The sequence below is a fragment of the Raoultibacter timonensis genome (genome assembly GCF_022845715.1).
In the GTDB taxonomy this organism is placed as follows: domain Bacteria; phylum Actinomycetota; class Coriobacteriia; order Coriobacteriales; family Eggerthellaceae; genus Raoultibacter; species Raoultibacter timonensis.
Genome location: NZ_AP025564.1, coordinates 594,308 through 620,510, shown reverse-complemented (window position 1 = coordinate 620,510; position 26,203 = coordinate 594,308). Strand labels below are relative to the sequence as shown.

21 protein-coding genes and 1 tRNA gene are annotated in these 26,203 nt (G+C 60.8%); 3 read left to right on the top strand and 19 right to left on the bottom strand.

Features of this window, described 5'->3' with window-relative positions; all coding sequences use genetic code 11:
- Positions 1-146: 146 nt before the first annotated feature.
- Complete coding sequence (locus tag MWL89_RS02440) at positions 147-758, bottom strand: acetate uptake transporter (RefSeq protein ID WP_244411618.1); 612 nt, start codon at positions 756-758, stop codon at positions 147-149.
- 515 nt (positions 759-1,273) lie between these two features.
- Between MWL89_RS02440 and MWL89_RS02435 the strand changes: the two genes are divergently transcribed.
- On the top strand, positions 1,274-1,780 hold the full coding sequence (locus MWL89_RS02435) for a MarR family winged helix-turn-helix transcriptional regulator (protein WP_244411617.1): 507 nt from the start codon (positions 1,274-1,276) through the stop codon (positions 1,778-1,780).
- 27 nt (positions 1,781-1,807) lie between these two features.
- Complete coding sequence (locus tag MWL89_RS02430) at positions 1,808-4,207, top strand: monovalent cation:proton antiporter family protein (RefSeq protein ID WP_244411616.1); 2,400 nt, start codon at positions 1,808-1,810, stop codon at positions 4,205-4,207.
- Here the strand turns inward: MWL89_RS02430 and MWL89_RS02425 are convergent.
- Together MWL89_RS02425 and MWL89_RS02420 are read right to left on the bottom strand one after the other, a co-directional pair.
- Positions 4,158-5,075, bottom strand: coding sequence for a tyrosine-protein phosphatase (locus tag MWL89_RS02425; RefSeq protein ID WP_102379186.1), 918 nt, complete (start codon positions 5,073-5,075; stop codon positions 4,158-4,160). The genes MWL89_RS02430 and MWL89_RS02425 overlap by 50 nt on opposite strands.
- 98 nt (positions 5,076-5,173) lie before the next feature.
- The gene (locus MWL89_RS02420) at positions 5,174-6,580 is read right to left on the bottom strand and encodes a Sapep family Mn(2+)-dependent dipeptidase (RefSeq protein WP_244411615.1); all 1,407 of its coding nucleotides are present in this window, start codon (positions 6,578-6,580) and stop codon (positions 5,174-5,176) included.
- Between the two features lie 102 nt (positions 6,581-6,682).
- On the opposite strand from MWL89_RS02420, the gene MWL89_RS02415 reads away from it, so the two are divergent.
- Positions 6,683-6,766: transfer RNA gene (locus MWL89_RS02415), tRNA-Leu, on the top strand.
- A 232-nt stretch (positions 6,767-6,998) separates the two neighbouring features.
- On the opposite strand, the gene MWL89_RS02410 is transcribed toward MWL89_RS02415, so the two are convergent.
- The 16 genes from MWL89_RS02410 to MWL89_RS02335 all read right to left on the bottom strand — a co-directional run bounded on the left by MWL89_RS02410 (position 6,999) and on the right by MWL89_RS02335 (position 26,186).
- On the bottom strand, positions 6,999-8,336 hold the full coding sequence (locus MWL89_RS02410) for a serpin family protein (RefSeq protein WP_244411614.1): 1,338 nt from the start codon (positions 8,334-8,336) through the stop codon (positions 6,999-7,001).
- A 181-nt stretch (positions 8,337-8,517) separates the two neighbouring features.
- On the bottom strand, positions 8,518-9,273 hold the full coding sequence (gene yaaA, locus MWL89_RS02405; RefSeq protein WP_244411613.1) for a peroxide stress protein YaaA: 756 nt from the start codon (positions 9,271-9,273) through the stop codon (positions 8,518-8,520).
- On the bottom strand, positions 9,270-11,876 hold the full coding sequence (locus MWL89_RS02400) for a C1 family peptidase (RefSeq protein ID WP_244411612.1): 2,607 nt from the start codon (positions 11,874-11,876) through the stop codon (positions 9,270-9,272). The genes yaaA and MWL89_RS02400 overlap by 4 nt, the downstream gene beginning before the upstream one ends.
- Positions 11,877-11,958: 82 nt before the next feature.
- On the bottom strand, positions 11,959-13,152 hold the full coding sequence (locus MWL89_RS02395) for an ABC transporter permease (protein ID WP_102379191.1): 1,194 nt from the start codon (positions 13,150-13,152) through the stop codon (positions 11,959-11,961).
- Positions 13,149-13,946 (bottom strand): ABC transporter ATP-binding protein, encoded by a 798-nt coding sequence (locus tag MWL89_RS02390; RefSeq protein WP_244411611.1) that lies wholly within the window; start codon positions 13,944-13,946, stop codon positions 13,149-13,151. The genes MWL89_RS02395 and MWL89_RS02390 overlap by 4 nt, the downstream gene beginning before the upstream one ends.
- Before the next feature lie 5 nt (positions 13,947-13,951).
- Complete coding sequence (locus MWL89_RS02385; RefSeq protein WP_244411610.1) at positions 13,952-15,388, bottom strand: efflux RND transporter periplasmic adaptor subunit; 1,437 nt, start codon at positions 15,386-15,388, stop codon at positions 13,952-13,954.
- Between the two features lie 277 nt (positions 15,389-15,665).
- A complete protein-coding gene (locus MWL89_RS02380; RefSeq protein ID WP_102379194.1) occupies positions 15,666-17,210 on the bottom strand; it encodes a catalase in 1,545 nt (514 codons plus the stop codon).
- Between the two features lie 492 nt (positions 17,211-17,702).
- A complete protein-coding gene (locus tag MWL89_RS02375; protein WP_102379195.1) occupies positions 17,703-18,641 on the bottom strand; it encodes a beta/alpha barrel domain-containing protein in 939 nt (312 codons plus the stop codon).
- A 137-nt stretch (positions 18,642-18,778) separates the two neighbouring features.
- Entirely contained in the window at positions 18,779-19,636 is an 858-nt protein-coding gene (locus MWL89_RS02370) for a TM2 domain-containing protein (protein ID WP_244411609.1), read from the bottom strand.
- Between the two features lie 176 nt (positions 19,637-19,812).
- Positions 19,813-20,682: a TVP38/TMEM64 family protein gene (locus MWL89_RS02365; protein WP_102379197.1), complete on the bottom strand. Its 870-nt coding sequence runs from the start codon at positions 20,680-20,682 to the stop codon at positions 19,813-19,815.
- A 24-nt stretch (positions 20,683-20,706) separates the two neighbouring features.
- Entirely contained in the window at positions 20,707-21,645 is a 939-nt protein-coding gene (locus MWL89_RS02360; RefSeq protein WP_244411608.1) for a PRC-barrel domain-containing protein, read from the bottom strand.
- Between the two features lie 117 nt (positions 21,646-21,762).
- Entirely contained in the window at positions 21,763-22,368 is a 606-nt protein-coding gene (locus MWL89_RS02355) for a YtxH domain-containing protein (RefSeq protein WP_102379199.1), read from the bottom strand.
- A 248-nt stretch (positions 22,369-22,616) separates the two neighbouring features.
- A complete protein-coding gene (locus MWL89_RS02350) occupies positions 22,617-23,600 on the bottom strand; it encodes a D-alanine--D-alanine ligase family protein (protein ID WP_244411607.1) in 984 nt (327 codons plus the stop codon).
- Between the two features lie 75 nt (positions 23,601-23,675).
- Positions 23,676-24,956: an aminotransferase-like domain-containing protein gene (locus MWL89_RS02345; RefSeq protein ID WP_102379201.1), complete on the bottom strand. Its 1,281-nt coding sequence runs from the start codon at positions 24,954-24,956 to the stop codon at positions 23,676-23,678.
- A 4-nt stretch (positions 24,957-24,960) separates the two neighbouring features.
- Positions 24,961-25,371 carry a cyanophycin synthetase family protein gene (locus MWL89_RS02340; RefSeq protein ID WP_102379202.1) on the bottom strand — a complete coding sequence of 137 codons (411 nt, stop codon included), beginning with the start codon at positions 25,369-25,371 and terminating at the stop codon, positions 24,961-24,963.
- On the bottom strand, positions 25,368-26,186 hold the full coding sequence (locus MWL89_RS02335; protein WP_244411606.1) for a hypothetical protein: 819 nt from the start codon (positions 26,184-26,186) through the stop codon (positions 25,368-25,370). The genes MWL89_RS02340 and MWL89_RS02335 overlap by 4 nt, the downstream gene beginning before the upstream one ends.
- Between the last annotated feature and the right edge of the window lie 17 nt (positions 26,187-26,203).

The following is a 26,203-nucleotide window of genomic DNA, read 5'->3' as shown; positions in this document are numbered from 1 at the left end:
TGGCGACCAGCACCCAGCGCAAAGGATTTGCAGCAGCAACCTACCGCACCCGAATGCATCCGAACCAAAACGACGCGTCAGCTCAAGCCGCACATCCCGGCCCCGAACAGCGACACCCTGCCCCTGCCCTGTCCCGATCCCCGTCTCTACCCCTTGGCCCAAAACGCCTTCCCCAGCGGAAGGAATTCTTCTCCAAAATGGCGATTGAGCACGTTAGCGCCTGCTCCATAAAAACTCAGAAGCGAGATGACCAACTCGCTTACCGCTGCAAGCATGTGCGTTACCTCGGTAGCGATGCCAAACGAGCTCAACGCAAGGCCGATGAACAGGAAATCGATGGCAAGGAATATCAAGAAAAGCACCTTGGTCGTGCGCAATGCACCGATCGTCATGAAGGCGGTGAGAATCAGATACGCCAGAAACGCAACGCCGGTCTGCTTCGGATCGAATGCCAGAGCAGCCTGCTGGCCGAATATGCCGCTCGTAACCGCCCAGGAAAACGCCATTGCGCACCAGAAGAACCCGTAGGCGATAAACGCCGTACCGCCGAATACGTTGTTCTTCTTGAAATCGAAAACGCCCGCAATGAGCTGCATGCAGCCGCCCAGAAAGATCGCCCAGCTCATCACCCCAGTCACGCCTTCGGTGATGCCGAGCTTCTGCGTGCATGCCACCAGCGTGATCACCGCAAGCCCGAACAGACCCAACGCGCTCGGATCGGCCAGTCGATCCACGGATTGCGCTTTTTCCTCACCCATCGCAATACCCCCTGTCGTAATTCATAGTGAACTTCTCGAAAAAGTTTCCGCAATGATACTGGCTTTTCCTCAAAAAAGTATGACGATACCTGTTTTGTCAACGAACGTGCCGGATTGTCGGTAACGGCCCCGAAGCGAAACCGCCATTCGAACGGAATCGCCCATGTCCGCCAACCGCCTCCGTGCGACGTTTTTTCCAAGAAAAAACGCAAGGGCAATTATCTGAACTGGGAAAATATAAAATTTACCATGGAAAAACCGTCCAAAACGTCGCACGGAGGCGGTTGAAGGACATCGCGGGACGGGGGGGAGTGCCTTCCGCCCGAATGGCGGCGAACCCGCATGCCGAAGGTGCATGCTTCCTTGTCCATTGTGTGAACAATATAGGTAATGCCTTTCTAATCTGATATCTTCTTATAAAAGCTTTTACTAGAAGCATTATGAACCGAATCGACCGAGCGGAACGTTTGCATGACTAAAGCTCGGGCTGAGACTGCCGAATCGAGGATCTGAAAATGAACGGCCCCCATGCTGCAGAATCGATCGAATCGCGCTACGCCGATCTCGTTCCCGAATGGCTCGACGCGCTCAAGTTGATGGCTGCGCAAAGCGAAGCGTTCGACTCGCTGAACCACGGCGAAGGCCCCGCCCTGCTTTTGCTGCTCAAGGCCGATGCCGGGCTTTCCGCAGGTGCCATGAGCGAGACGATGGGCATCACGACGGGACGGATGGCGAACATCCTGCGCAGGCTTGAGGAGAAGAAGCTCGTCGATCGCACCGTCGTGCCCTCGAATCGCCGAAAGGCGAGCATCACGTTGACCGACGAGGGTCGCGCATACGCTCGCGGTCTGTACGACCATATCAGACGACGGGCGATCTCGGTGCTCGACGTGCTCGGCCGCGACGATGCGGAAACGCTGATTCGCATACTGCGAAAACTCGCCGACAACGTCGGCTCCGAACGCATCCCCGCCCTCGCCGAAGCCGACGACGCCGAGCACCCCGGCATCCGCAAGCCCTAGCCGAAGAACCCGCACGAAAGGATCCGCATGGAGCACATCCCGCAACTCGTCACCGATCTCGCCCTGCTGCTGGCGGTGGCCGCCGTAGTCACCATCGTCTGCAAGAAGCTCAAGCAGCCCCTCGTGCTCGGCTACGTCATCGCCGGCTTCCTCATCAGCCCGGCCATCGGCTGGATACCCAACATCTCCGACACCGAGAACATCTCCACCTGGTCGGAGATCGGCGTCATCTTCCTCATGTTCGGCCTCGGCCTCGAGTTCAGCATCGTGAAGCTTTCGACCGTTGGAAAACCCGCCATCATCACGGCGCTTGTCGAGATGGCGCTCATGATCGCTGCAGGCATGGCGTGCGGCACGCTGCTCGGATGGTCGTTCTATACGAGCCTGTTCCTCGGCGGCATGCTCGCCATCTCGTCCACCACCATCATCGTGAAAGCGTTCGACGAGCTGGGACTCAAGGGGAAGAAGTTCACCGAGCTCGTATTCGGGGCGCTCGTCATCGAGGACATCGTGGGCATCTTCCTCATGGTGTTCCTCTCCACCATCGCCGTAGGATCTGCGGTCGATGGCGGCGAAGTTGCGCTTAAAATCAGCCAGATGGCCCTTTATCTGGTTATCTGGTTCGTTCTGAGCATCATCATCGTGCCCACCGTGCTCAAGAAGGTCGCGAACGCGCTCAACGACGAGATCATGCTCATCGTGTCGATTGCGCTGTGCCTCGGCATGGTCGTGCTCGCCAACGCCATCGGTTTTTCGGCGGCGCTCGGCGCCTTCCTTGCGGGATCGATCCTCGCAGGCACCGTGCAGGCCCCTCGTATCGAGGAGCTGTTCAAGCCGATCAAAGATCTGTTCGGTGCCGTGTTCTTCGTGTCGGTCGGCATGCTCGTATCGCCTTCCATGATCATGCAGAACATCGGCCCCATCATCGCCATCACGCTTGTCACGCTCATCGGCAAACCCATCTTCAGCGGCCTGGGCGCCCTGCTCTCGGGCCAATCGCTCAAAACATCGCTCAAAACCGGCATGAGCCTCTCGCAGATCGGCGAGTTCTCGTTCATCATCGCCGCGCTCGGCGTATCGCTCGGCGTGACGGCCGACTTCCTCTATCCCGCCATCGTCGCGGTATCGGTCATCACCACGCTCACGACGCCGTTCTACATCAAGAACTCCGAGCGCGCGTACCGCTTGCTCGTCAGGATGCTGCCGCAATCGCTGCTCGATCGCCTCGCGAAGCGCGAGGAGAAGGCCGACGAGGACAAGGACAGCAACGTATGGATCGACTATCTCAAGCGATGGGGCATGAAGGTCGGCCTGGTCGTCATCGCGGCAGTCGCCTCCGCCGAGCTGCTCAATGCCGTGAAACCGATGCTTTCGGGGTTTGTGCCGGAGCCGGCGCTCAGCATCGGATTGTCGACCGTCGGCATCCTTATCACGGGGCTCTTCATGTCGAATCTGTTCTACAGCGGAAGAAAGGGCGAGTTCTGGATACTCTGGGTCGAGAACAGAAAGAACCACGTGCCGCTGCTCGCCTTGGCCGCAATCGGGCTCGCCGTCTCGTGCGCCATGGTAATGTACCTCGTGTTCGTGCTCGGAGGAGCGCGCACGCTTTGGTTCCTCGCGCTCGCCTTCGCCCTCACGTTCGCGCTTGCGCGGTCGAAGAGGATCCATTCGGGCTTCCTCAAGCTCGAAACGAGCTTCATCGGCAATCTCAACGAGAGCATCCTCGCCGAGCGGCAGGCCGAACTCGATGACGAGGAACGCGCCTTCTGGGTGGAGCGGCAGCTCTACGTGGTCGAAGTCGAGACGACGCGGACCTTCACGCGCAACGGCACCGAAAACTCAGCCGACTACCTGTTCGGAATCGCCTACAACCTCGATCTCATCGCCATCGAGCGCAACGGCACCATGATCGGCTCGAAGCTGCTGCCCACGCTCACCAAGGAAGATCTGCGCCGCCGCATCAGCGATCCGCACGACGAGCTCGGCATTCGCAAGGGCGATTTGCTCACCTTCCTCGGAACCGAGGACGAAGTCGATGCCTACCTGCAGAAGCTCTTCAAGGAAGATCTGATCGAGGAGGACGAGGCCGCGAGCATCACCCTCGACGAATACCTCGCCGGCGAAGACTCGAAGGTGGACGCATCCTGTTTCTCGTTCACCGTCGGTCCTGCCGCCGAGTTCAGGGGGCGCTCTATCGCTTCGGTCGACCTGCGGGGTTCCTACGGTTCGCTCGTCGTCGCCATCGAGCACAACGCGCTCATCAAGATAAAGCCGAGCCGCAACACGCGCTTCTCGGCAGGTGACCGCGTATGGGTGCTCGCCGACGATGCGCTTTCGCGACCGCTCGTCGAGAAGATCGACGAGATCGAGGCGGATGCTACCCTTCGAGAAACTTTGTCCGCAGCGCTTCCGCTTTCTCGGGCGTAACCCCGAGCACCTGGCAAAGGTACTCGTCAAGGCTGCCGTAGCGCTCGTCGACGGCATCGAGCGCCGCCCGCAAGAACCGCTCGTCAGCCGAATTGAGCACACGCACGCCTTCATCGAGCTTGCCGGCCATACCGTAAGCGGAAAGGGAGTCGAGCACCTCCTGCGTACGCGTTTCCATGTACTTGTTCGTGGCCAGGTAATCGGCGAGAATTGCCTCGTAGGGCACGCCGAGTACGTGGAGCAGCAGCACAGCGGCAAGACCTGCGCGGTCCTTGCCCGCCGAGCAATGCCAAAGCACCGATCCGGGCTGCGCGGACTCTTCGTCCTCCGCAACCGGGTCGGCACCGACGGGCGGCTCGTTTTCCAGCAGCTCATCGAAGAATTGCGCATAACCCTTGCTGCTCGTCTCATCGAGCAGCATGCTCGGGTATATCTCGATCATGAGATCCGCAGGGTTCTTCTCGATGGTCTTTACAGCTTTGAGCAAGCCTTTGATGCCGCCTTCGCGCGTGATGCCGAGCGCCTGGGTATTGAGGATCGGTATATCGACGAACTTCACGCCGTCGAACAGATCCTCGGGATCGGGGCTTTTCAGGCGCTCTTCTTCGGTGCGGAAATCGAGCACTTTCGCAAGCCGGTACTCGTCGATGAGCGCCGCCGCATCGTGTTCGGTAGCACCCGAAAGCGCGCCGGAGCGCAGCAGCATCTTAGGGCGGATCGACCTGCCGTCACGGGTCTTGATCCCGCCGAGATCGCGCGTGTTCGCAAGGCCTTCGAGTTCGATGTGCCCGTCGCCGTCGACGATCGCGCCGTCGGGCAGAGCGTCTTCTTCCAGTGCGATGCCCGGCATCGTGGGTATCAGATCCATGGGGTATCCCTTCTCGTAAACTGCGCGCTTACGCCGCCGAAACGGCAAAGGCGCGCAGCTCTCAATACGTTCGGGCCGCGATCGCGCAGCCCGCGTTCCTATGCGAAGTCGAGCTGCATGAGCCGATCGATCGTAAGGATGTAGATCTTGAGCGCGGTCTTGAGCATGTCCTCGCTCACACCCTCGTTCGCACTGTGCTCGCCCGCAATCCAATCGGGATGGGAAAGCCACGGCATGTTCGGCCCGAAGCTCGCGCCCGAAGCGAATTCGCGCGCGTACGTGCCGCCGCCGATCGTGAACGGCTTCTCGTGCATACCCGTCGCATCGTTGAACGAATCGAGCAGCGCCTGAATCATCGGCGAGTCGGGCTCGACCAAGAACGGCACCATCAGAAGCGTGTTCTCGAAGGTCGCCCCGATGGCGTCGGCGTAAGCGCCGAGCTTCTCGATGAGCTCGTCTGAAGTGATCGAAGTGGGATAGCGGATGTCGATGGTCTGCACGATGCGCCCGTCGTCCATGTGCACGGTGCCGCCGATGAGCGTCAGCGGCCCGAAGTACTCGTCGGAGGTCTTCACGCCGACGCCGCTGCCGTCGCTCGCCGAAAGCAGTTTATGCTGCAGTTCGAGGAAGGCCCGCTCGTCGGTCGAGCACAGGTCGTTCTCGAGCAGATAGTCCACGATGAGCCCGATCGCATTGATGGTGCCCTCGGGCTTGGAAGCATGGCCGCCGATGCCCTGGGCGTCGAGGCGCGCATAGCCGTCTGCGTCGGATACGGTGATGCGGTCGGTTTCCTTCAGATCGGCTGCATCCGCTTTGACGACGGCGAAAGCCTGGGCGGCAACGGCGTTGGTGGCATCGCCCCCTTGGAAGTCGAAGATCACCGCATCGTCGCCCATCTTCTTGCTCGTATAGCGCCCGTCGAAGCCGCCTTTCTCGCCGTAGCACACAGGGAAATCGGCATCGGGCGTGAAGATGAACGCGGGGTCGTCATAGCGTTCGCGGTAATAGGCCACATCGCGCATGCCGCTTTCCTCGTTGCCGCCCATGATCATGCGGATCGTGTAGGGCAGCTCGATGTCGTGCTGCGGGAAGAACTTCATGGCGTACATGGCAACGACGCTCGGACCCTTGTCGTCGAGGACGCCGCGTCCGATCAGATACCCGTCTTTGCGGGTAACCTGGAACGGCTCGAAGTTCCAACCCGAACCGGCGGGCACCACATCGAGATGGCCGATGATGCCGATCTGGGTTTCGCTCTTGCCCGCCAAATCGGCGTACGCAATATGGCCGTCGCAGTTATGGGCGTCGTAGCCGAGCTTTTCGGCAAGCGCAACGCCCGCCTTGAGCGCCTCGGCGGGACCCGGGCCGTACGGAGCTCCCGGCGCAGCGTTGTCCAAATCCTCGGTGCTCGGTATGCGCACCAGGGTATCGATATCCTCGACGACCTGTTCCCAGACCTCGTCGATGTACGCGTCGATCTTCATGCTCAGCTCTTCGTGCTCCATGCCAGCCTCCTGTCATGTTCCTGCACGAATATCGAAGATAAACCGTGCAGGTCTCGATTCTTCTTGGCGGTAGCTCCGCTATCCGCTATAATTTCTGCTTGCGCCCGAGTGGCGGAATGGCAGACGCGGCGGTCTCAAAAACCGTTGTCGAAAGACGTGCGAGTTCGACTCTCGCCTCGGGCACCATACCGCAAACGCAAGCAGCCCCGCAACGGGGCTGCTTTTATTATGCGACGAGCGCTGTTCGAGCGCATCTTTTGTTGCCGAGATGCAACGAGCCGTCACCGACGCGCACCGAAGGCTCGCGCGAAGCCTCGTCCGTACAGGTGCCGCTCGCGTCGTCTGCGGGGGTGCAACCGTCCGCCGCATGTGGGCGCATCGATCGAACCGCGCAGGCATCCCGAGTGCGAACCGGCTCCTAAGCGTTCGCCTCCGGATTTTCGCATACGCCTATGAAGAGCGGTACGCCTTGCGCCGAGCGAATCTCGAACAGGAACGGTCGGTCGAGCGTGAACTCTATCTCCTTGAGGTTATCGGGGGCGGCCGACATCTCCGAAATGCCGATATCGGTGTATGCGCTCGCCTCGGCGCCGTTCTCATCCCACATGATGTAGCTTTCCTGCTTGATGTGGGAGATGTAGGCGGGCGTTGAAGTCAGCTTCGAAAAATCGGCTTCGTCGGAAAACGCCGTCTTCATGCCGAGCGATTCGAGCGGCGGAATCAAGTCGAACGAACTTGCAAACGTCGTCTTGGGCACCGTGTAGGTGATGTAGGCCGCATCGTCGGGATCTGCGGTGAACGCCTCTTCGAGGAGCGCTTCGTCGGAGATGATGTCGTGCGCGCTCACGCCCTCGGCCGGCAGCACGAACGACATCGTGGCCCCGCCGACGAAATCGAGGCTGGCCCGCGTATAGGTATCGGTCTGTACGAAATCGCGCGGCTTGTCGAGCCGCTGCGTCATGAACTCGGCCGTCACATCGCCGCTCGCGGTATGAAACGTATCCTCCCTGGTGCTGGCAGCATCGAACTGGTCCGACCAGCTGCCCTTGAAATACACCGTGTTGATGATCGACATGAGCTGATCGCTCGTCGTCTGCACCTCGGGCTCGATCGTACCGTTCGTGTTCGCGGAAATCCAATCGGCAATCGCCGCATCGGCTTCGGGCGTGCCGAACTCGACCGAGAACGGCGTCGCGTAGAACTGCTGGGTGGCAACGTCGACGAAATCCTGCTCGAACGAATCGCCCTCGCGCATCCAGATGGAGTTGGCAAGATCGATCTTCGAGAACGGATCGCCGTAGAAGACGCGGTAGAGGTTGCCCGCCTCGAGGGGAACCTCCGAGGGGTCGGGCGCTTTGAGCACCGCGTTCATCTCGTCGGCCGTCTGCCCCGCCGCTCCCTGCGTAGCGAGTGCTAAAGCATAGTAGAGGCTGATGGGCGAATAGGTGCTGTTCTCGGATTCTTCCCCGAGCACCGCGCTCGCGGTCTTGTACGAAAAACCCGAAAGCGATTCGACGAACTCCTCGTCGAGTGGGTTTTCGTCAAGCGTTTTCATCCACGCTTCGCCGTCGTCCTCCGATGGCGTTTGTGGAAAGGCGGGCGACGCCACGGCATACGCATCCGCCGTAGAGGCGGACGCGCCGCCGGGCGCTTCGCCGCCCGATGGGGCATCGTTCGTACCGCCCGAACACGCAGCGAGCGTCAGCGCACCTGCTAAACAGGCGATCGCGCCGATCGCGATCAAGTGTCGTTTCATATCGATTCTTCCCTTCGACCTGCAGGATGCTGGATACGCAGCCTGCCGTGCCGCACGGCAGACGCTCGTGCCGCACGCATTGCCTATGCAGTATAGCGACGCTTAACCGGCTCGACAATCGCAACCGCCGAAACGTTGCTGCTACGAATACGAATCGGGCCCGCCGATTGTCGGATCTTTTTCAGCATGTTTCGAATACGAAGGTATCGTCGGTTGAAAGATCGGCGCAGAAGCGGTAGCCCATGACGTCGAACGCCCGCAGATCGGCGCTGTCCTCGATGCCGTTTTCGGCACACCAGCGCGCCATCGAACCGCGCGCCGCTTTCGCAGCCGTGGCCCGCTGTACGAGCCTGCCGCCCTGCATGCGGCCGAACAAGCACGTTACCACATCCATGCCGAGCCGATCGACATACGGCAGCACCGCCTTGGCGTACTCGACCGACGCGAGGTTGACGATGAGGTCGGTCTCCTCGGCAAGCGCCCGAGCAAGCGTGTCGCCCCAATAGCCGTACACGTCCTTCGCGCCGCCCACCGCCAGCTTCGCCTGCATCTCGAGCCGATACGGCACCACGGCATCGAACGGGCGCACCACGCCGTAGAACCCCGAGAGGATGCGCAGGTGTTCCTGCAGGTATTCGAGGTGGGACTCCTCCATCACCGTCGGCGCCAGATGCTGGTACTGGATGCCCTCGTACGAGAGCACCGCAGGCGAGAGCGGCGCGCCTGCACCCCGCAGATCCATCGTGCGAAAGCGCTGGTAGTTGAGCTCGGTCAGCGCATCACTCGTCTTCCAGAGCCGCTGCGCTTCGGCGTAGTCGAGCTTTCGGATCGCCCGCATGAGGACCTCCGCATGCTCGGTGAAGCGGGGCAGATCGCGCCACGCGAACCCGTCATCGACGACGTTCATCTTCTTTGCGGGAGAAACGATGATTTTCATCGAGAGCGCTTCGCCCCCGAGCTCCGACGAACCGCATACGAGGTGATCGCCGCAGCGAAAGCCAGCCCCGCCGCAGAACCCACGACCGCCATCGGCACCGCCGCGCGATCTCCCGCCGCCGCCAAGCTTTCCACCTGGCGGTCGGGCTGATCGACATCCGGGGTGGGCAGCGGCTCGACACCCTGGCTACCGCCGCCCGAAATCGTTACGACGCACTGAGCCGCAACGCTCATGTCGGCATCGCTTTCGGCGCGCACGGTTACGGTGCCCGGCTTGAGCGCCGTGAGCACCGTGACGGCTTCGCCGCTCGTGCTCCGGCCTGTTTCAAGTCGAACGCTCCCGACGTCTCCGGTCACCGACCAGGCCACCGTCGAAAGCGGCAGATTCTCGCTGCCTTCGAGCACGGCCGTCAATTCGACGGGCGCTTCCTCGCCCGCCGAGAGATCGAGGGAAACCTTGTTTCTGCTGAGCGAAAGCGAACGGGGGTACCCCGTCACATTGGCATCCGTTCGGGCCAAATAGTTTTCGGCGCAGGCCATGGCGGCAAAAGTCCAACACGACCCGAGATCGCCCTGGTTCCTCACCGGCGTGAGCGTTCCCTCTCGGCGCAGATCGAACGAGGAAGGCAGATCGGCCGTAAGGCTCAACGGGTCGATAGCCGAATCCTCCGCCGAACCGTCGATGCGCACGCCGATGCCGCCGTAGAGCTCGGGGTTGACGGAGGTTACCGCGATGCTGTCTTCGGTCCTCTCGCGCACCTCGTCTTCGCCGAGCGGATCGCGCTGGCGAAGTCCGACCTCTGCGCACGCCTCAACCTGCGCGTCGACCCCGTCGGCCGCGGGGGAAGCGGCGCGTCCGTACAAGGCATCTTGTCCGCCGCCACCCGAAGCCGGATCGTCGGTATAGGCGCGAATACTCGGGTAGAATCCCTGCTCGCCCACATCGGTAACCGTCCCGCCCTCGTCGATGAACGCCCGTCCGCTCACCTCGACGATACCGCTGATCTCGCCGGGCACGTTTGCGGATACGCCCATCCGAACCTTGTCGCCCTGCGCTGCGGGCCGCACGGTCACGTCGATGCGAAACGCATCCCCCGGCTCGATGGCCGCGGCATCGCCGAGATGGACGGTGTAGTAGCCGCCATAGCGTTTCTCGCCGGTGGCCACGGTTTCGGTCTGCCCGTTCGTCGTGACCGCTATCTCGTAGCGCGCCGCCGATCCGATCGAAAACGAAACGGCCCTGAGCGTTTCGCGTTCCGATTGCCGGTTCACGAAAACCTCCGACGCAGTGAATGCTTCGTCGCTGGTCCAGAACAGGTTCGTTCCGTACGGGTCGTTGAGGTACTGATGGTTGTAGCTTTCGGATGAATCCCCTGCCATGAACACCGTCGGATTGTTCGTGCCGATAAAGGCGTCTTCGTACGAAACGTAAAAGTACCCGCCCTCCCCGGCATCGTCGCCCCACGAGTTCTTGCAGATGAGCGCGCCGTCGTTGTGCGGCTTAGGGGTGGATGCGCCGGTATACCCGAAGCGGTCCAGCGCATAGGGATTGCCCTCGAAGCGATCTTTGGAATACGTATCGTCCCATCCGACCACCGTGACGATGTGGCCGCCGTCGTACGATACGCCGTCCTCTACAGCCTGGTACTCGAAATCCCGCTTGTCGACGAACAGATGCGTGTTGTCCTGCGTAGCGCAGCAGAGCGCCCACAGCACGTAGATGTCGGCAGCGCCGTACGTCATGACGGCCGCTTTCAAATCATCGAGGAAGCTCGCGCTCTGCCCCGAAGGCAGATACAGCGCATTCTGCACATGGTAGGGCGATTGCGTGCCCAGATCGCGGTATTCGAAAGGACCGGCAGCGCTATACGGATCGTCGGATTCCGCTACAGGGCCCGCCCACTGCGAGAAATACGCCTGCGACATGAGAAAATGACCGCCTCCGTTAACGCCGTAATCCCATGCAAAGCCCGAAGCGGAGTCGTTGAGCGCCGTAAGCATGTTCATTTCCGAAAGGTCGAGAGACGACACGGAGGCGGGTTCCATATGGCGCTGCATATCGAGCGTATAGGGGTTCGCCGGGTCGAACGCCCCGTCTAGGCTTTCGACTACCACGTAGTAGCGGCCGTCACCGACGGCGCAGCGAATGCTCTGCAAGCCCGATTCGAACGACGATTCGCGCAGCGTCACACCGCTTTCGTCGCAGAGCCGCATCCGATAGGCGGCTTGAACCGGCGAGGTAAGCATCAAAGCCACCTCACCCGTATCTTCGGTGTCGATCGCGTACCAATCGACATCGTCGGCCGAATGGACGGTCGCCTCCACCCGGGCGGGAAATCCCGTATCGGTAGCCTGCGCAGCCGTATCGTTCGGCTCGAAACGGTCGGGCGCTGCAGCATGCCCCCCTTCGGCCAAGCGGGTTTCTTCCAGCGGCGCAACGGGTTTCAGGGCATCTTGCGGAAGATCTTCCCCGCTCGACGGCTCATCGGCAAAGGCGCCCCTGGGGCCAACGCCCGCGACGGGACACGCCAGCAGAAATGCGAGGGTAAGCGCCAGCAGCAAGACGAGGGAGCGCCTGGCAGCCCCGATACGCATCGTAGTCATGATCACGAACCTCCAGCCTTTCGCGGTCTTCGGTGCGCATCAGTATACCAAGCCAAGCGCTGCGCGCAATCGCCCGAAACCCCTACTGGTACCTGAGCGACTCGACCGGATCGAGCTTTGCCGCACGGCGCGCCGGGTAATACCCGAACACGACGCCGATGAGCACGCAGACGCCGACGGCTCCGAGGATGACGGGCAGCGATATGGCCGGCACGACCGTCATGCCGGGCTGCATCGCACCGACCGCCGCACCGAGGCCCCATGCGCCGAGCAGCCCCATGACGATGCCGATGACGCCCCCCATCACGCACAGCATGATCGCCTCGAGCAAAAACTGCTTCGTGATGTCGCGCCGCCTGGCACCGAGCGATTTACGCAGACCGATCTCGCGAATGCGCTCCGTCACGTTGGTCAGCATCATGTTCATGATACCCACACCGCCGACGAAGAGCGAGATGGACGCCACCGATCCCATAAGCAGCGAGAACGAAGCCATGGTCGTCTCCATCTCCTTGATGATAGAGTCGAAGGAGAACACGTACACATCGTCTTCGCCCGCCAAACCGAAGTAACGCGCCACCGTAGAAGTGGTGGTGGCAACGACCGATTCGATATCGGCACCCTCTCGAACAAAGCCGGTGATCTGCAGGTAGCCGTCCGTGACGCCGAGGCGCTGCACGGCCGTCGAATACGGAACGTAGATCATCGTCCCGTAGGACACGAGCGTCGACGACTGGAGCACGCCGATGATCTGGTAGTCGTCGTTTCCGATATGGATGGTCTGCCCGACCGCCTGCGCATCGACGCTGCCGAACACCTCTTTGACCGAGTTCTGATCGATCACCGCGTAGCGGGCGCCGTTCTTCTCCTCGCTCTCGGTAAACAGCCTGCCCGATTCGAGATTCGAGCCGTTTGCGATAAAATACTCGGGCTTCGCGCAGAAGATCGTGGCGTTTTCAACGGTGGTGGTCCCCGTGCCGACCGAAGTGCCGATCTGCGTCGACCCCGTGATGAACTCGTAATCGGGCATCATCTGCTCAAGTGCATCGAGATCGTCGAACGTGATCCCCTGCGGTGCATTCACGCTGATCGCAACCTGACGGGCCTGAGCGAATCCCAGCTCGCCCATGAGCGTGTTCTGTATGCCCCCGATGAGCGAAGTCATGGCGATAACGGCCGATATGCCGATCACGATGCCGAGGATCGTAAGAAACGACCGCCCCTTGTTCGCCGCAAGCGCATACCACGTTTCGTAGAGGAGATCGCCGAGCTTCATCGCACACCGCCTCGCTGATGGCCGGCCTGTCCACAAGGGGACGCCCCGGGTCCTGCTATGCTGTCGTGCCCGACGGAGGCCGGCATCGGGTCGGTATCTCGGATATGCACCGGACAGTCTTTCCCCGCAAGCTTTCCGTCACGTATGTGGATGGCGCGGTCGGCATGGGCCGCCACATCCGGCTCGTGCGTGATGAGGACGATGGTCTTGCCCTGATCGCGCAGCCCTTTGAACGTCGCAAGCACCATCTCGCCCGTGGCCGTATCGAGGTTGCCCGTCGGCTCGTCGGCCAGAATGAGAGCAGGATCGTTGACGAGCGCCCGAGCGATGGCGACGCGTTGCATTTGGCCGCCCGACAGCTCGTTGCTGCGATGGTCGAACAAGGCTTCGTCGAGGTATACGCTCCTCAGCGCGGATCGCGCCCGCTCGGCACGCTCCTTCTTCGGGCATGCGGTGTACATGAGCGGCATCATCGCGTTGCGCAGCACCGTCGAACGCGGCAGCAGGTTGAACGACTGGAACACGAACCCGATGCGCGTTGCGCGAATTTCCGCGAGTTCGTCTTCATTGTAGGCCGCCACATCGACCCCCTCGAGAAAATACGATCCCGTCGTGGGCGTGTCGAGGCAGCCCAGGATGTTCATGAGCGTCGATTTGCCCGACCCCGAGGGACCCATGATGGCAAGGAACTCCCCTTGCTCAACCGAGAACGAGACGCCTCGCAAGGCATGGGTCAACCCCGATGCCCCCTCGTATATCTTGTGGATGTCGCGCGCTTCGAGGACGAGAGCCATAGCCGCTACCCCACGACTGTTTCAGCGGTAGCCTCCATCGAACCGGATGCGCTCCCACCCGCATCGGCCCCGTATCCCATCGATCCGCTCGCGCCAACGTCGCCGACCATCATGATCTCGTCGCCTTCCGCAAGAGCACCCTTGACGGCCATGGTCAGCCCGTTCGAAGCGAGTATCTCAACGGCGCGCTCCTCCATGTTCGCAGGATCTTCGGGATCGACCACGTAAACGAACCCCTCGGTTGCCGACATGGTCTGCACGGCCGATACCGGCACCATCAAGGCGTTCTCGATTTTCTGGGATTCGATCGATGCCTTCGCCGTCATGCCCGGTTTCAAACGCGGATCGGGCTCGGTTATGAGCAGATCGACCGCATACGTAACCGTACCCGTATACCCCATGTTCGCGCCGTCCGAAGCCCCGGTGTTCATCGTGGCGATGCGGCTCACCGTACCCGTCAGCGAAAGATCGGGGATGGCCGAAAACGTGAGCACGGCTTCCTGCCCTGTCTCGATTTTGAGAATGTCGATCTCGTTAACCTCGACGGACACCGTCATCTGAGAAAGGTCGGCGATCTGCATCGGCGACGCCGCACCTGACGCATTCGCCAGCGCCTTGCCCGGTTCGATGTTGACCGACACGACGCTTCCGTCTATCGCAGCGACCACCGTGCGCTTTTCCGCCTTGGCAACCGCATCGTCGTAGGCCGATTGCGCGTTCGCGAGAGCGGTTTGGGCGCTTGCAAGCGAAAGCTCCGCCTGTTTGATGGCGGAATCGGCTTGGGCGACATCGAACGTCGGAGCAGCGGAACCCCCTACCGCTTCGGCTTCATCGGCAACCGCCGAAGCCGATGCTGCTGCGTTGAGGCCCGCCTGCTTCGAGCGGTACGCCTCATCAACCGCCAGCTGCGCCTGGGAAACGCCGTTGCTCGCCTCGTTGATGCCCTGCTGCGCCTGGACGACCGCCTTGTCGAGATCGTCGTTAACGATCGTGTACAGCGTTTGGCCTGCGGTTACCGTATCGCCTTCCGAGACAAGCACTTCACCGACCAGCCCGTCCACCTCAGGCGTCGCGCTCACCGACGAAACCGGCGTGAGCTTGCCTGAAGCCGATACGGCATCGGAAAACGTACCCCTCTCGACGAACGCGGTCGGAAGCGGCGCATCATCGGTCGGACCCGCGGCCGACGAAGCGAAAAACCAGGTAAGACCGCCCGCGATGGCGATCACGAGAACCGTGCATACGATAGCGATGGTGATGGCCTTCTTGCGCTTCGCCTTCTTGCGCTTCTCCTTCAGGCTGCTGTACGCCCGCATATCGGCGAGAGCATCCGCATCGACGGCTGCTGGGACGATGGGATCGTATGCGTTGTATCCGTACCCCGCCGCCGGCATCCGATGCGGATCGGCTGAGTCGTTCGGGATTTCCTCATTGCGCGTCACAGCGGCCTCCAATTCTCTCGGAAACCAGCATACGGGGTGAGCGGTCAAAAGTACAGCACGACGATCAGGTATCGCAAGCTTGGAAAGAATACGGTCGCAGAAAAGCCCCTCGCGGTAAGGATCGGCGAGGGGCTTATCGGAAAGGAGGCCTTTGGGAAGAGAAGGCCCGAATCGGCTAGCGGCGGCCGAACCGAGGGAGTCGAGTTCGGCCGCGTATCGAGATGGTGCTGCGCGGTTGCCGGAAGCCGCCGGCAAACACGCGCAGCAGCGGTTTCGGCTACTTCATCGCGCCGCCCTTTTTGAGGGCCGGAACGTTTTGCCCGGTTGCGGCCATGCGCTCTTCATGCGACATGCCCGCAAGTTCGATCACCCGGTCGACCGGCAATCCGAGCGCCTCGGCCAAGCGGGTTCCGTACTCCGGATCGGCCTTGTAGCAGTGCGCCGCATGGCGCAGCTTGATGTTATCGGTGCACGGGGCAATGTCGACAGCCGTGTTGGAAACGAGCAACGCACGCTTGTCTTCGGTCATGAGGCGGTACAGATCGCCCGGCTGGTAAAAGGTATCGTCGGTCGGATCGTCCTTCGGATCCCACGCATCCATCGGACCGAACAGATCAAGCGGCGGTTCGGCCGCATCGGCCTGCTGCTGCCATTGCCCGTAGGAGTTCGGCTCGTAGCCGATCGTGCCGCCGAAGTTGCCATCGGTGCGCATCTGGCCATCGCGATGGAATTCCGCATAGGGGCATTGCGGTCGATTGACCGGAATATGGTTATGATTCACGCCGAGACGGTAGCGCTGCGCATCGCCGTAAGCGAACAGGCGGCCTTGGAGCAGCTTGTCGGGCGAAAGCCCGATGCCCGGCACGAGGTGCGTCGGCGCAAAAGCCGCCTGCTCTACTTCCGCAAAGTAATTCTCGGGATTACGGTTGAGCTCGAGGGTGCCCACCTCGATGAGCGGGAACTCCTTCTGGCTCCACGTTTTCGTGATGTCGAACGGGTTTTCCTTGTAGTTCTTGGCCGTTTCCTCATCCATAACCTGAATGCAGAACTTCCATTGGGGGAAGTCGCCCTGGGCGATGGCGTTGAACAGATCGCGTTGATGGCTCTCGCGGTCCTTGGCTATGATGGCCTCGGCTTCTTCGTTCGAAAGGTTCTCGATGCCCTGCTGGGTCTTGAGGTGGAACTTCACCCACGTGCGCTTGTTGTCTTTGTCGAGGAAGCTGTAGGTATGGCTGCCGAACCCGTGCATGTGGCGGTAGCTCTTCGGGATGCCGCGATCCGACATGACGATGGTCACCTGGTGGAGCGCCTCGGGCAAGCTCGACCAGAAATCCCAGTTTGACTGCGGCGAGTGCATGTTCGTATGGGGATCGCGCTTGACAACGTGGTTGAGGTCGATGAACTTCTTGGGATCGCGCAGGAAGAACACCGGCGTGTTGTTGCCGACAAGATCCCAGTTACCCTCAGAGGTGTAGAACTTGATGGCGAAACCGCGGATATCGCGCTCGGCATCCGCCGCACCGCGCTCGCCCGCCACGGTGGAGAAGCGAACGAATACCTCGGTTTCGGTTCCGGGCTGAAACACCGCGGCCTTCGTGTACCGGCTGACGTCGCCCGTTACCCTGAATGTGCCGTACGCGCCCGAACCCTTCGCATGCATACGGCGTTCGGGAATGACCTCGCGATCGAAGTGCGCGAGCTTCTCGATCATCCAGTTATCCTGGAGCATCATGGGGCCGCGTTCGCCTGCGGTCAACGTGTTCTGGTTATCGGCGACGGGCGCGCCGTTTTCGCTGTAGAGTTTGGTGGTGTCCTGATCCATGGGTTGGACCTCCTTGTTGCCAGTCGGCTTGCGCAACGCGGCTCGTGCCGTTTTGTCGACGCAGCCTCTAACCGTCCTTTGGTTGCTTGGTCCAGTGTATCAGGATTGATGCCTCTTATTAGTATTAATTATCAATAAAGATTGAGTACTCATAAAATGCACATCGACGGGAGCGCGCCGAGCTGCGAGCGATACCGAGCGAATCGGCCGCAATGCGATGCAGGGCGGGCGCGATGCAGGACGAGTGCGATGCAGAGGCGCAAACGGAACGGCTCACGATCGACCACTCGTCGTCTGCCCTGATGCGCCGAAATCTACCCAACCCTCGAATCGTCCGGTAGCGTCCCGCCCGAACACACCCGCACGCGCACCACGTCTTCCGCATCTGACGGTCATCCAAAACGGCGGTCTAGCGAAAACGGCAGCAGCCTCACGAAAAACGGGGCCTCCCGAAGGAGGCCCCGCAAGCTGCGCACTATCGAGACGAACGTTTTACAGTGAGAAATCCTCGTCGCCGTTGAAGATGTCGAGCGCATCCTCCACCGACATGTCGGCAAGCGTGATGGCGGAAATGGCCTTGGTCAGGCGCACGGCTTCGTCGAGCGAACGCTGATGGATGTTGCGGCCGGTTGCGTTGCCGCATGCGCCGCCCACGTGAATCTGGTCGTAGAGCTGCGTGAGGAACGTCTCGGCATCGACGGTCGAGCCGCCGGCGCACACAAGCCCGCAGCGGCCGGAGGCCATCGAAGCGATCTTGAGGGCCTCGGCAGGCGAGGTGCCGTCTTCGGGCTTCGGAGGATTGACTTTCACGAAGTCGGCGCCGAGGCAGAGTGCAACACCGGCAGCGCCGGCGATGAGCGCGGGATCCTTCTCAGCCGTGACGGCCTTGCCACGCGGATAGATCCACAAGACGACGATGAGGCCGTTGGCATGGGCCTGGGCGATCAGTTCGCCCGCTTCGGCCATCATGGTGGATTCGAACTCGGAGCCCAGGTAGATGGTGTAGCCGATTCCCACGATGTTCACGCCTGCCTCGCGCATGGCGAGCACGGCATCGAGATCGTAGAGCTGCGGAGAATAGGGATCTTCCTGCTTGGTACCGACGATGTTTGTCTTGGAGTTCATCTTCACGAGGTAGTTGATCTCCGGATAATCGGCTGCATACTGGGCGATCAGGCCACGCTGGCCTGCCAGCACACCGCACACGCCCTGGCTCCCGATCTTGAACAGATGCTCGGGCTCGGCATCGGCGATGTCGATGCCTTCGCCGTAGAAGTCGGCATTCAGATGCTCGATCTTCTGGTCGCATGCAAACAGCATGAGGCGACCCGTTCCACGCGTTGCCAACATGTAGTTGTCAATGTACTCTTCCCGCGATTCCGGCATCACGTCGACCGGCACCTTCACCTGATCACGAGTGATTTTGGGCATGTCTTCCTCCTTTATAGGAATTCCCTTGTAGGAACTAAAACCATGGACTCAATTCTATAGGAAAAGCCCTCGGGACGAAGGCTTTTCACAAGAAATATCGGGGATAGGCCCGAAGCGCTTACGCGCCCAGCGTACGCCTAGAACCATTCCCTCTTATTGAACACGTAAATCTGCTCGAACTCGCTTTGGGACTTCACGAGATAGAGAATGCCCTCGATGAACGCGATCACTCCCATCACGGCAGCGGCCAGTCCAAGCGTAATCAAACCGCCAAGAATGGTGACGGCGAGCATGATGAAGCCGGCCGTATTGTACCCGAGGTAGAACTTGTGGATGCCGAGCGATCCGAGAAAGATGGCGAGCAAACCGGCGGCAACATGGTCTTTCGAAGCCACCACGGGAGCGTACGGTTGCTGGTAATACTGCTGTTGCGGAGGTACGGAATAGGGATTCTGCGGCTGTCCGTACTGGTTGTACTGCGTGTTGTAGGCGCTGTAGGCGTCTTGCTGGGGCTGTTGCCAGTAGTAGCCGCTCTGCGGCTGGGCCGCATCCTGCTGGGGGCCGGCATACGGATTGACGGGCTCTTGCGGGGCGGCCTGTCCGGGATAAGAATAGGCAGAGCCTTGCGATGCCCCCCGATCGGCATACGAGCTTGCAGAATCCGGCGACGTGGCCTGCGCCTGCTCGGCTGCAGGCGCGTACGGTACCCAGTTGGGATCCTGCTCGTTTGCTTCAGGAACCGACACCGGCTCGGCCTCGAGCTCGATAGGACTGCTCGTCACAGCCACGGCCTCGACAAACGAGCCGTCCGCCGCCTCGGCGGACGCGGCGGAGCCGCCATCGGAAGGCCGCTCTGCTCCAGGGGCAGGCACCTCTTCGAGCGAGGCTTTGGCCTTCGCTGCATCGAGCTTTTCCTGTGCGGCTCTCAACTCGGCTTCGGCAGCCGCTATCTCATCGGAAATCGATGCTTTCGCATCGTTATCTTTGGTATCCATGATGACCTCTTTCGGTTGGATTGTTGCCACCATGATACCGAGCAGTATACGTGGTGAGTTGTTCCGTCATAGTTTCGTAAACCATGTTCCATGCCCGACATAGTGATTAACGCAATCGCGGTATTTCTTAAGGTTTGTGTGCGATTCCGATGGCAAGAATCACGCATCCGCACGGATCAATCGTCTTTGTGCTTGGTCGCCTTGCCCACGACATCCATGATCTTATCCTTGAACACGATGCCGAGAACGGCAATCAGCGCCGCTGCAACGAATATGATGACGCTCTCCCAAATACGCCCGTCAACCAACCCGTCGGCTGCGTAGGTCGAAACGATTACCCCAGGAATGCGGCCGATGTTGGAGAGCAGTACGAAATCGCGCATGCGCATATCGGTGAGCGGCACCAGGTACGTGAACACGTCCTTCGGCAAACCGGGAATGAGGAACAGGATAAACACGATCATGTTGAGCTTGCCCGACTTTTCGAACGCTCGGAACTTGTCGAGATACTTGGTCGGCACCATGCTCTGCACGAACGGCGCCCCGAGCTTGTGCACCAACGCGAAGATGAATGCGCTCGAGATGATGCACCCGATAAGAATGATGAGCGCCCCGAACCACGGCCCGTACAACATGCCTGCGGCTACCTGGGTAACCTCACCGGGGATGAACGCAACCACAATCTGCAAGAACTGGAGGCCGAGCAGGATGAACACGCCGACCGGACCGGCATCCCGAACCTTGTCGATGACGCGCTCGACGCCGCCGGGTTCGAACAGCTCCTTGATGTAGGGGAAAATAAGCGCGCAGATCAAAAGCATTACCAAGAAAAACGCAATGAGTCCGGCGAACTTGATGATGTCGCCCTTCTCGAACGACTTGCCGCCGATCTTCACTCGCTGATGCGAGCGCTCGGCAAGCTCCTCTTTCTTCTCGTGGAGCTCCTCGCGCTTTTCGTGGACGTCTTCCTTTATGGCGTGAAACTTTCCCGTATTGCCGGTCGAGCCGTGTCCCGCTGGTTCGTTGCTGCTGCGTTTCTGCGTCATATACCTGGTTCTTTTCCGACTGGATCAGTCGTCGTGGCGTGCTTTGTTGTATTCCTCTTTAAAGGCGGAGAACATGCCCTTTGATTTCTTGATCTGCTTGCCGACCGCTTTCGCCCCCTGATTGACCGCTTTGCCGATCTGCTCGCCCGTGGACTCGGTTTCTTCGACCTCGCCTTCGAGGGCCTTCTTCTTATCGGCGGTACCGCTTTCCTTCTGGAATTCCTCCTTGAATCCGATGAAACCCTCTTTGGTCGCCTCGGCGCGCTCGCCTACCGCTTTCGCGCCCTTGTTGACCGCCTCGCCCGTCTTCTTTACCGCTTTGCCAGCTTTGTCTGCCGCAACCGCCGTTGCCGCTCCTGCCTTTTCGGCAAGACCGCCTTCGGCGACGATCTCTTTGGCTTCGTCGGAAATCAGAATCGCTCCGTACTCGACGTTGTCGGTCTGCACGCCCTCTTTGCCCGTCTGCGCGATGGCTGCACCGACACCGCGCTTGAAGCCGGTGATCAGCTCGACGGGAATCAGACGCTTGCCCAAAAGAGCGTTCGACGTTGCACCGGCATCGGTTTCGACCATCTCCACGGCACCAGTCAGGCGATTGAACGTCACATTGCCCACGAAACCGAACTCGGTACCGTCTTCGGTTAGGATCGGCAATCCGATCCAAAGAACGCAATCGTCCCATTCGACGCCGAGTTTCTTGCAGGCGGCTCGATCGGTTGCATCCGCATCGAGGCGAATGCAGATGCGCCCGTCGATAAGGTCGTATCCGTCGATGGCGACGAACTTGTCTTTGCGATGGAACATCCACAGCAAATCGGGCCTCTTGACAATGAATCCGACAACCCGCTTCTCCTTGGGATGAAACACGATACGGCGCACCTTGCCGATACGCCGCGTTCCCCGTTTGCCCCCGATAACGCGGGTGCCGATTATTTCGTTCGTGGTAATGGAGTTTTTAGCCATGCTTCAGTTTCCAAGGGCACCCGAATATCGGGTGCCCTATTCTCTCGTGATCTGACAGGATCATAGAATGCCAAGCTGCCTTGGTGCCCGAAAGGCACCGCGAGGCGCATGCCCAGCTTACTTGTCGTCGGCGTTTTTCGCCGCGTCAGCTATGGCATCGGCTACCTTGTCGACGGTTTCTTCCGCAGCATCGGCAACCTTATCCTGCACGGGCTCGTCGGCCTCGCTGCCGGAAATCTTGACGGCAACGGAATCGAGCGCGTCATGCGCCTTTTCGGCGACGTTCTTTGCGGCGTCGGCCGCAACGGGAATCTTCTCGTTGACCGCATCGTGAGCCGCCTCGGCGTTCTTGGCAACCTGCGAGGCGATGCGCTGGCGCGCCGCTTCGATCTTCTCGCGCAGTTCGTCGTTCTTCTCGGAGAAGACCGGCTTGACGTTGCTGGCAGCTTCCTGCACCTTCGAGGTGGCCACGTTCACAACCTCGGAGCCCTTAGCGGCAGCGTTCTGATACACTTCCTGGCCCTTAGCGGTTGCATCCTGGTAGAACTGCTGGACGTTCTCGGAAGCCTGGGCACCGAATTCCTGAGCTTCGCCCCAAGCTGCGCCGACCTTATCGGATACTATCGCACGGGTCTCGGAACCGCTGCGGGGAGCGTACAGAAGCGCGATGATCGCGCCGATGGCACCGCCTGCGAGAAACGCCCCGAATCCTTTGTTACCCATAACTGCCTCCTTTGGGATTGCTTTCGATGAGCCACATTATAGGGCATCGCACCTAGCGGCCCTGCCAAAACATCCTTCGCCCACGAAACAGTTGCTTTTCCGTAACCGATACGACCATGGGTAAACAGGCGACACGCCGTGCCTATCGTTGCGCGGGCGGCCTGCTGTCCCACCAAAAAAAGAAAACGGGGTCGGAAGCTCCGACCCCGTCACCGTTTCATCAATTCCTCAGCCGATCCCCGACAGGCCTATGCGTACTGGCTGACCAACCGATCGAGCACGCCCGAAAGCGAGAGGCCCGCCGCCGCACACGCCGCCGGGAACAGCGAGAGCTCGGTCATGCCGGGCGATACGTTGGTCTCGATCACGCATGCCTGCGCACCATCCCAGATGACGTCGATACGGCCCAGATCGTGCAGGTCGTAGGCGCGGTATACCTCGAGCGCCGCACGCTCGATCTCGGCGCGGATCGCCTGAGCCTGAGCCTCGTCAGGGGAAAGCGATTCGAGCCGCACGGGCGTGTAGTATTCGACGGCATCGGCATCGAGGCGGGCGGCGGTGTCGTACAGCCCCGACTTCGGCACGATCTCAACCGGCGGAAGCGCGTGAGCGTCCCATCCGTCGCCGAGAATCGATACGGCCATCTCGACGCCCTCGATCCACTGTTCAATCACCACATGCTCGTCGAAGGAAAGCGCATCGAGGATAGCCTCGCCTAGGTCCTCGACGCGATCGACGCGGTGGACGCCGAGCGCGGAACCGCCGTGAGCGGGCTTGACCGCAACGGGATAACCGCCGATCACGCGATCCTCGACTAAATCGAGCGCCGTCGCGGCACCCATATCCTTGAAGGCATCGCGCGCGATGCTGATCCCCTGGGGCCACGATGCAATGGGCGCATCGCCGGTCATTGCACGGTACGCCGCCATGGTGGTATGAAGCGAATCTTTGTTCCAGGTGCTGCGGCACACGCTCGCAGGCGATCCCACGAAGGGAATGCCGAGGAACTCGAGAAGGCTCTGAATGGTGCCGTCCTCGCCGTGCTTGCCGTGCAGCGCACTGTACGCCACATCGGGGCGCTCGCTCCTGAGCGTCGGTACGAGATCGGATGTAGTGTCGAGCGGCACGACCTTGTGGCCGGCCTCTTCGAGCGCCTCGCACACCTGCTTGCCGCTCGCCAAGGAGAATTCACGTTCGAACGAGCTTCCGCCCATCAAAACTGCTACCTTCATGCTGCTTCCTTATCGTCTCGTTTCGGCGTACGCCGCGCGCCGCCGAATCGGGTGTACATCCAACGTGCGCCGAACTTACCGCTGTGCCGCCTCCGGGCTTGTTGCCTTAATGGCTCCCGCCTCGATAAACGCGCGGTACAGCTCGAGCTGGTCTTCGATAACGGCGGCAAGGCGGCGAATCGCCTCGTCGAGGTTTTCGGGACTCTCGAAGCAGAATGCGAGCCGCATGCAGTTCTGCCCAGCCGATGCATTCGGGAAGAAACCGTCTCCGGGCGTATACGTCACGCCCTTGTCGAGCGCCACCGACAGCATCGAGCCGGTATCCACATAATCGGGCAGCGTCACCCACACGAAGAAGCCCCCTTCGGGATGGGTCCACGTCGCCTCGGGCGGGAAGTATTTTTCAAGCGCTGCGAGCATGGCATCGCGACGGGTCTTGTAGGTATCGACGAACTTTTGCAGCGTCTTCTGCCACGGCGTGTCGGTGAAGTAGTGCTGCACCACAACCTGGTTGAACGCGCTGCCGCACAGATCGGTGCCCTGCTTGACCAAGTTGAGCTTGGCCAAGAAGCTCTTCGGCGCGACAACCCAGCCGGTGCGCAGCCCCGGCGCGAACACCTTCGACACCGTACCGAGGTAGACGACCTGATCGTTCAAGGCGCGCAGTGGCTTCACATGTCCGCCATCGTAGCGAAGGCGCCCGTACGGATCGTCTTCGACCACGAAGAAATCGTATGCTTCGGCAAGTTCGAGCAGCCGCTTGCGACGGGCGGGCGACATGGTCACGCCACCCGGATTCTGGAAGTTCGGAATCGTGTAGAGGAACTTCGCCTTGCCCTTGCCGATCTTCTCAAGCTCGGCTTCGAGCAGATCCATCCTCATACCCTCGTGATCGAAGGGAATGCAGCGCACATCGGGCTCGTACGCAGAAAACGCCTGCAGCGCACCCAGGTACGTGGGGCCTTCGGCCAAGATGATATCGCCGGGATCGATGAACGCCTTCGCGATAAGATCGAGCGCTTCCTGCGCACCGCTCGTAATCATGACTTCGGCGGGCTTACAGCGCACCCCGATATCGCGCATGAGATCGCAGAACACCTGCTTCGTCTCCACGCGGCCATCGGTCGAACCGTACTGAAGGGCAACGGCGCGATCGTCTTCGGCTGCCGCCCTCATGGCCTTCTTGATGGCGCTCGGTGGAAGCAGCGACACATCGGGCATGCCGCCTGAGAGCGAGATGATATCGGAACGGGAGGCCGCCGCGAACAGATCGCGCACGGCCGAAGTCCGCATCTTGATGACGCGGTGAGCGACTTTGTCGCCCGTTTTGTCGAATATGATGTGTGCGGATGACATTTTTTTACTTTAGCATTGCGGCGATGATTTTTTCCGATGCATCACGAAAAGCCCGTAAGGCAACCAAATCGTCGGTGAAACTCACCTGCACAGTCGCCCGGCCCCTTGCCTCATCGACCCACTCCGTCGTTCCGACGAACGTATCGTCGGGACGCCCGCCCGAACGCGCCTGCAGATCGATAACAAGATGCTCGAGCAGATGCGGAACCGGCGTACGCTCGATAACGCACCCGAACGTATCTCCCACCTCGTTCACGCACGCATGACCCGCAAGCGTCGGATGCTCCCCGAGCAGCGTCGCTGCAAGGCGCGGCGTGGTATAGCGCTGTGAGGGATCGACGGCCACCTCGCACACGATACGACCGGGCTGCACCACCAGCGATTCGATGCGCAGCGGATCGGGCGCTTCGGTCATGATGAAACGCCCCGATCGTTGATCTCGTCGAACAGGATAGCGCCGCCGCCCGAGCCGCTACCGTCCCTCGAGGCGGCATCGTCTGTGCCACCCGAAGAACCCGCATCCGATCCGTCTTCGGGAGCGGACTCTCCCCCATCCGCTCCCTCGCCGTCGGTATCGCCGCCATCGGAAGGGCCGCCCGCATCGGCACCTGCGGAATCGCCGTCAGACGAATCGTCGCCATCCGGATTTTCCCCAGCGGGTTCGCCGGTTTCGGATACGAGCGCAGCGGCGTCGTCCGCCGCTTTCGCGAAAGTGGTTGCCGGCAGATCGCTCTCGTTTTCGGCGCCGATATCGAGACCGAACATCCTCAGGAAATCACGGAGCAGATCGGAGTTACCGCCCTCGATTATCGTCAGGGTGCGCCGATCGTCGGAGAAGCGGTAGGTGCCCGACCCCGACAGCTTGCCGAACGAGAAATCGATGGTCTTCGCCCAGGTATCGAGCGTGTAATCGTAGGCGACCTCATCGGTCAGGTGCATCTGCTTGCCGTCGATCACCACAACGGCCGCCTGGCCCGACGCCTGCCAATTACCCTGAAAGTCGGCAGCATCGTCAAAGCGGAGCCATCGATTCCAGGAGAACGCGGCAACCACGACGAGAACGGCTGCGACGAGCAACCCTATGGCAACGCGAAGCCACCGATGCCTTTTCGGTTGCTTCGCGTCTTTTTTTCGAGTCCGGCCCGACGAAACCGCCTTCGGGCTTTTCGCCTTCGAACTGCGAGGCGCTCCCTTGACGCTCTTGCGCTGTGCCGATTGTTTTGCAGCCACGTCTTTGGTCCGTCGGC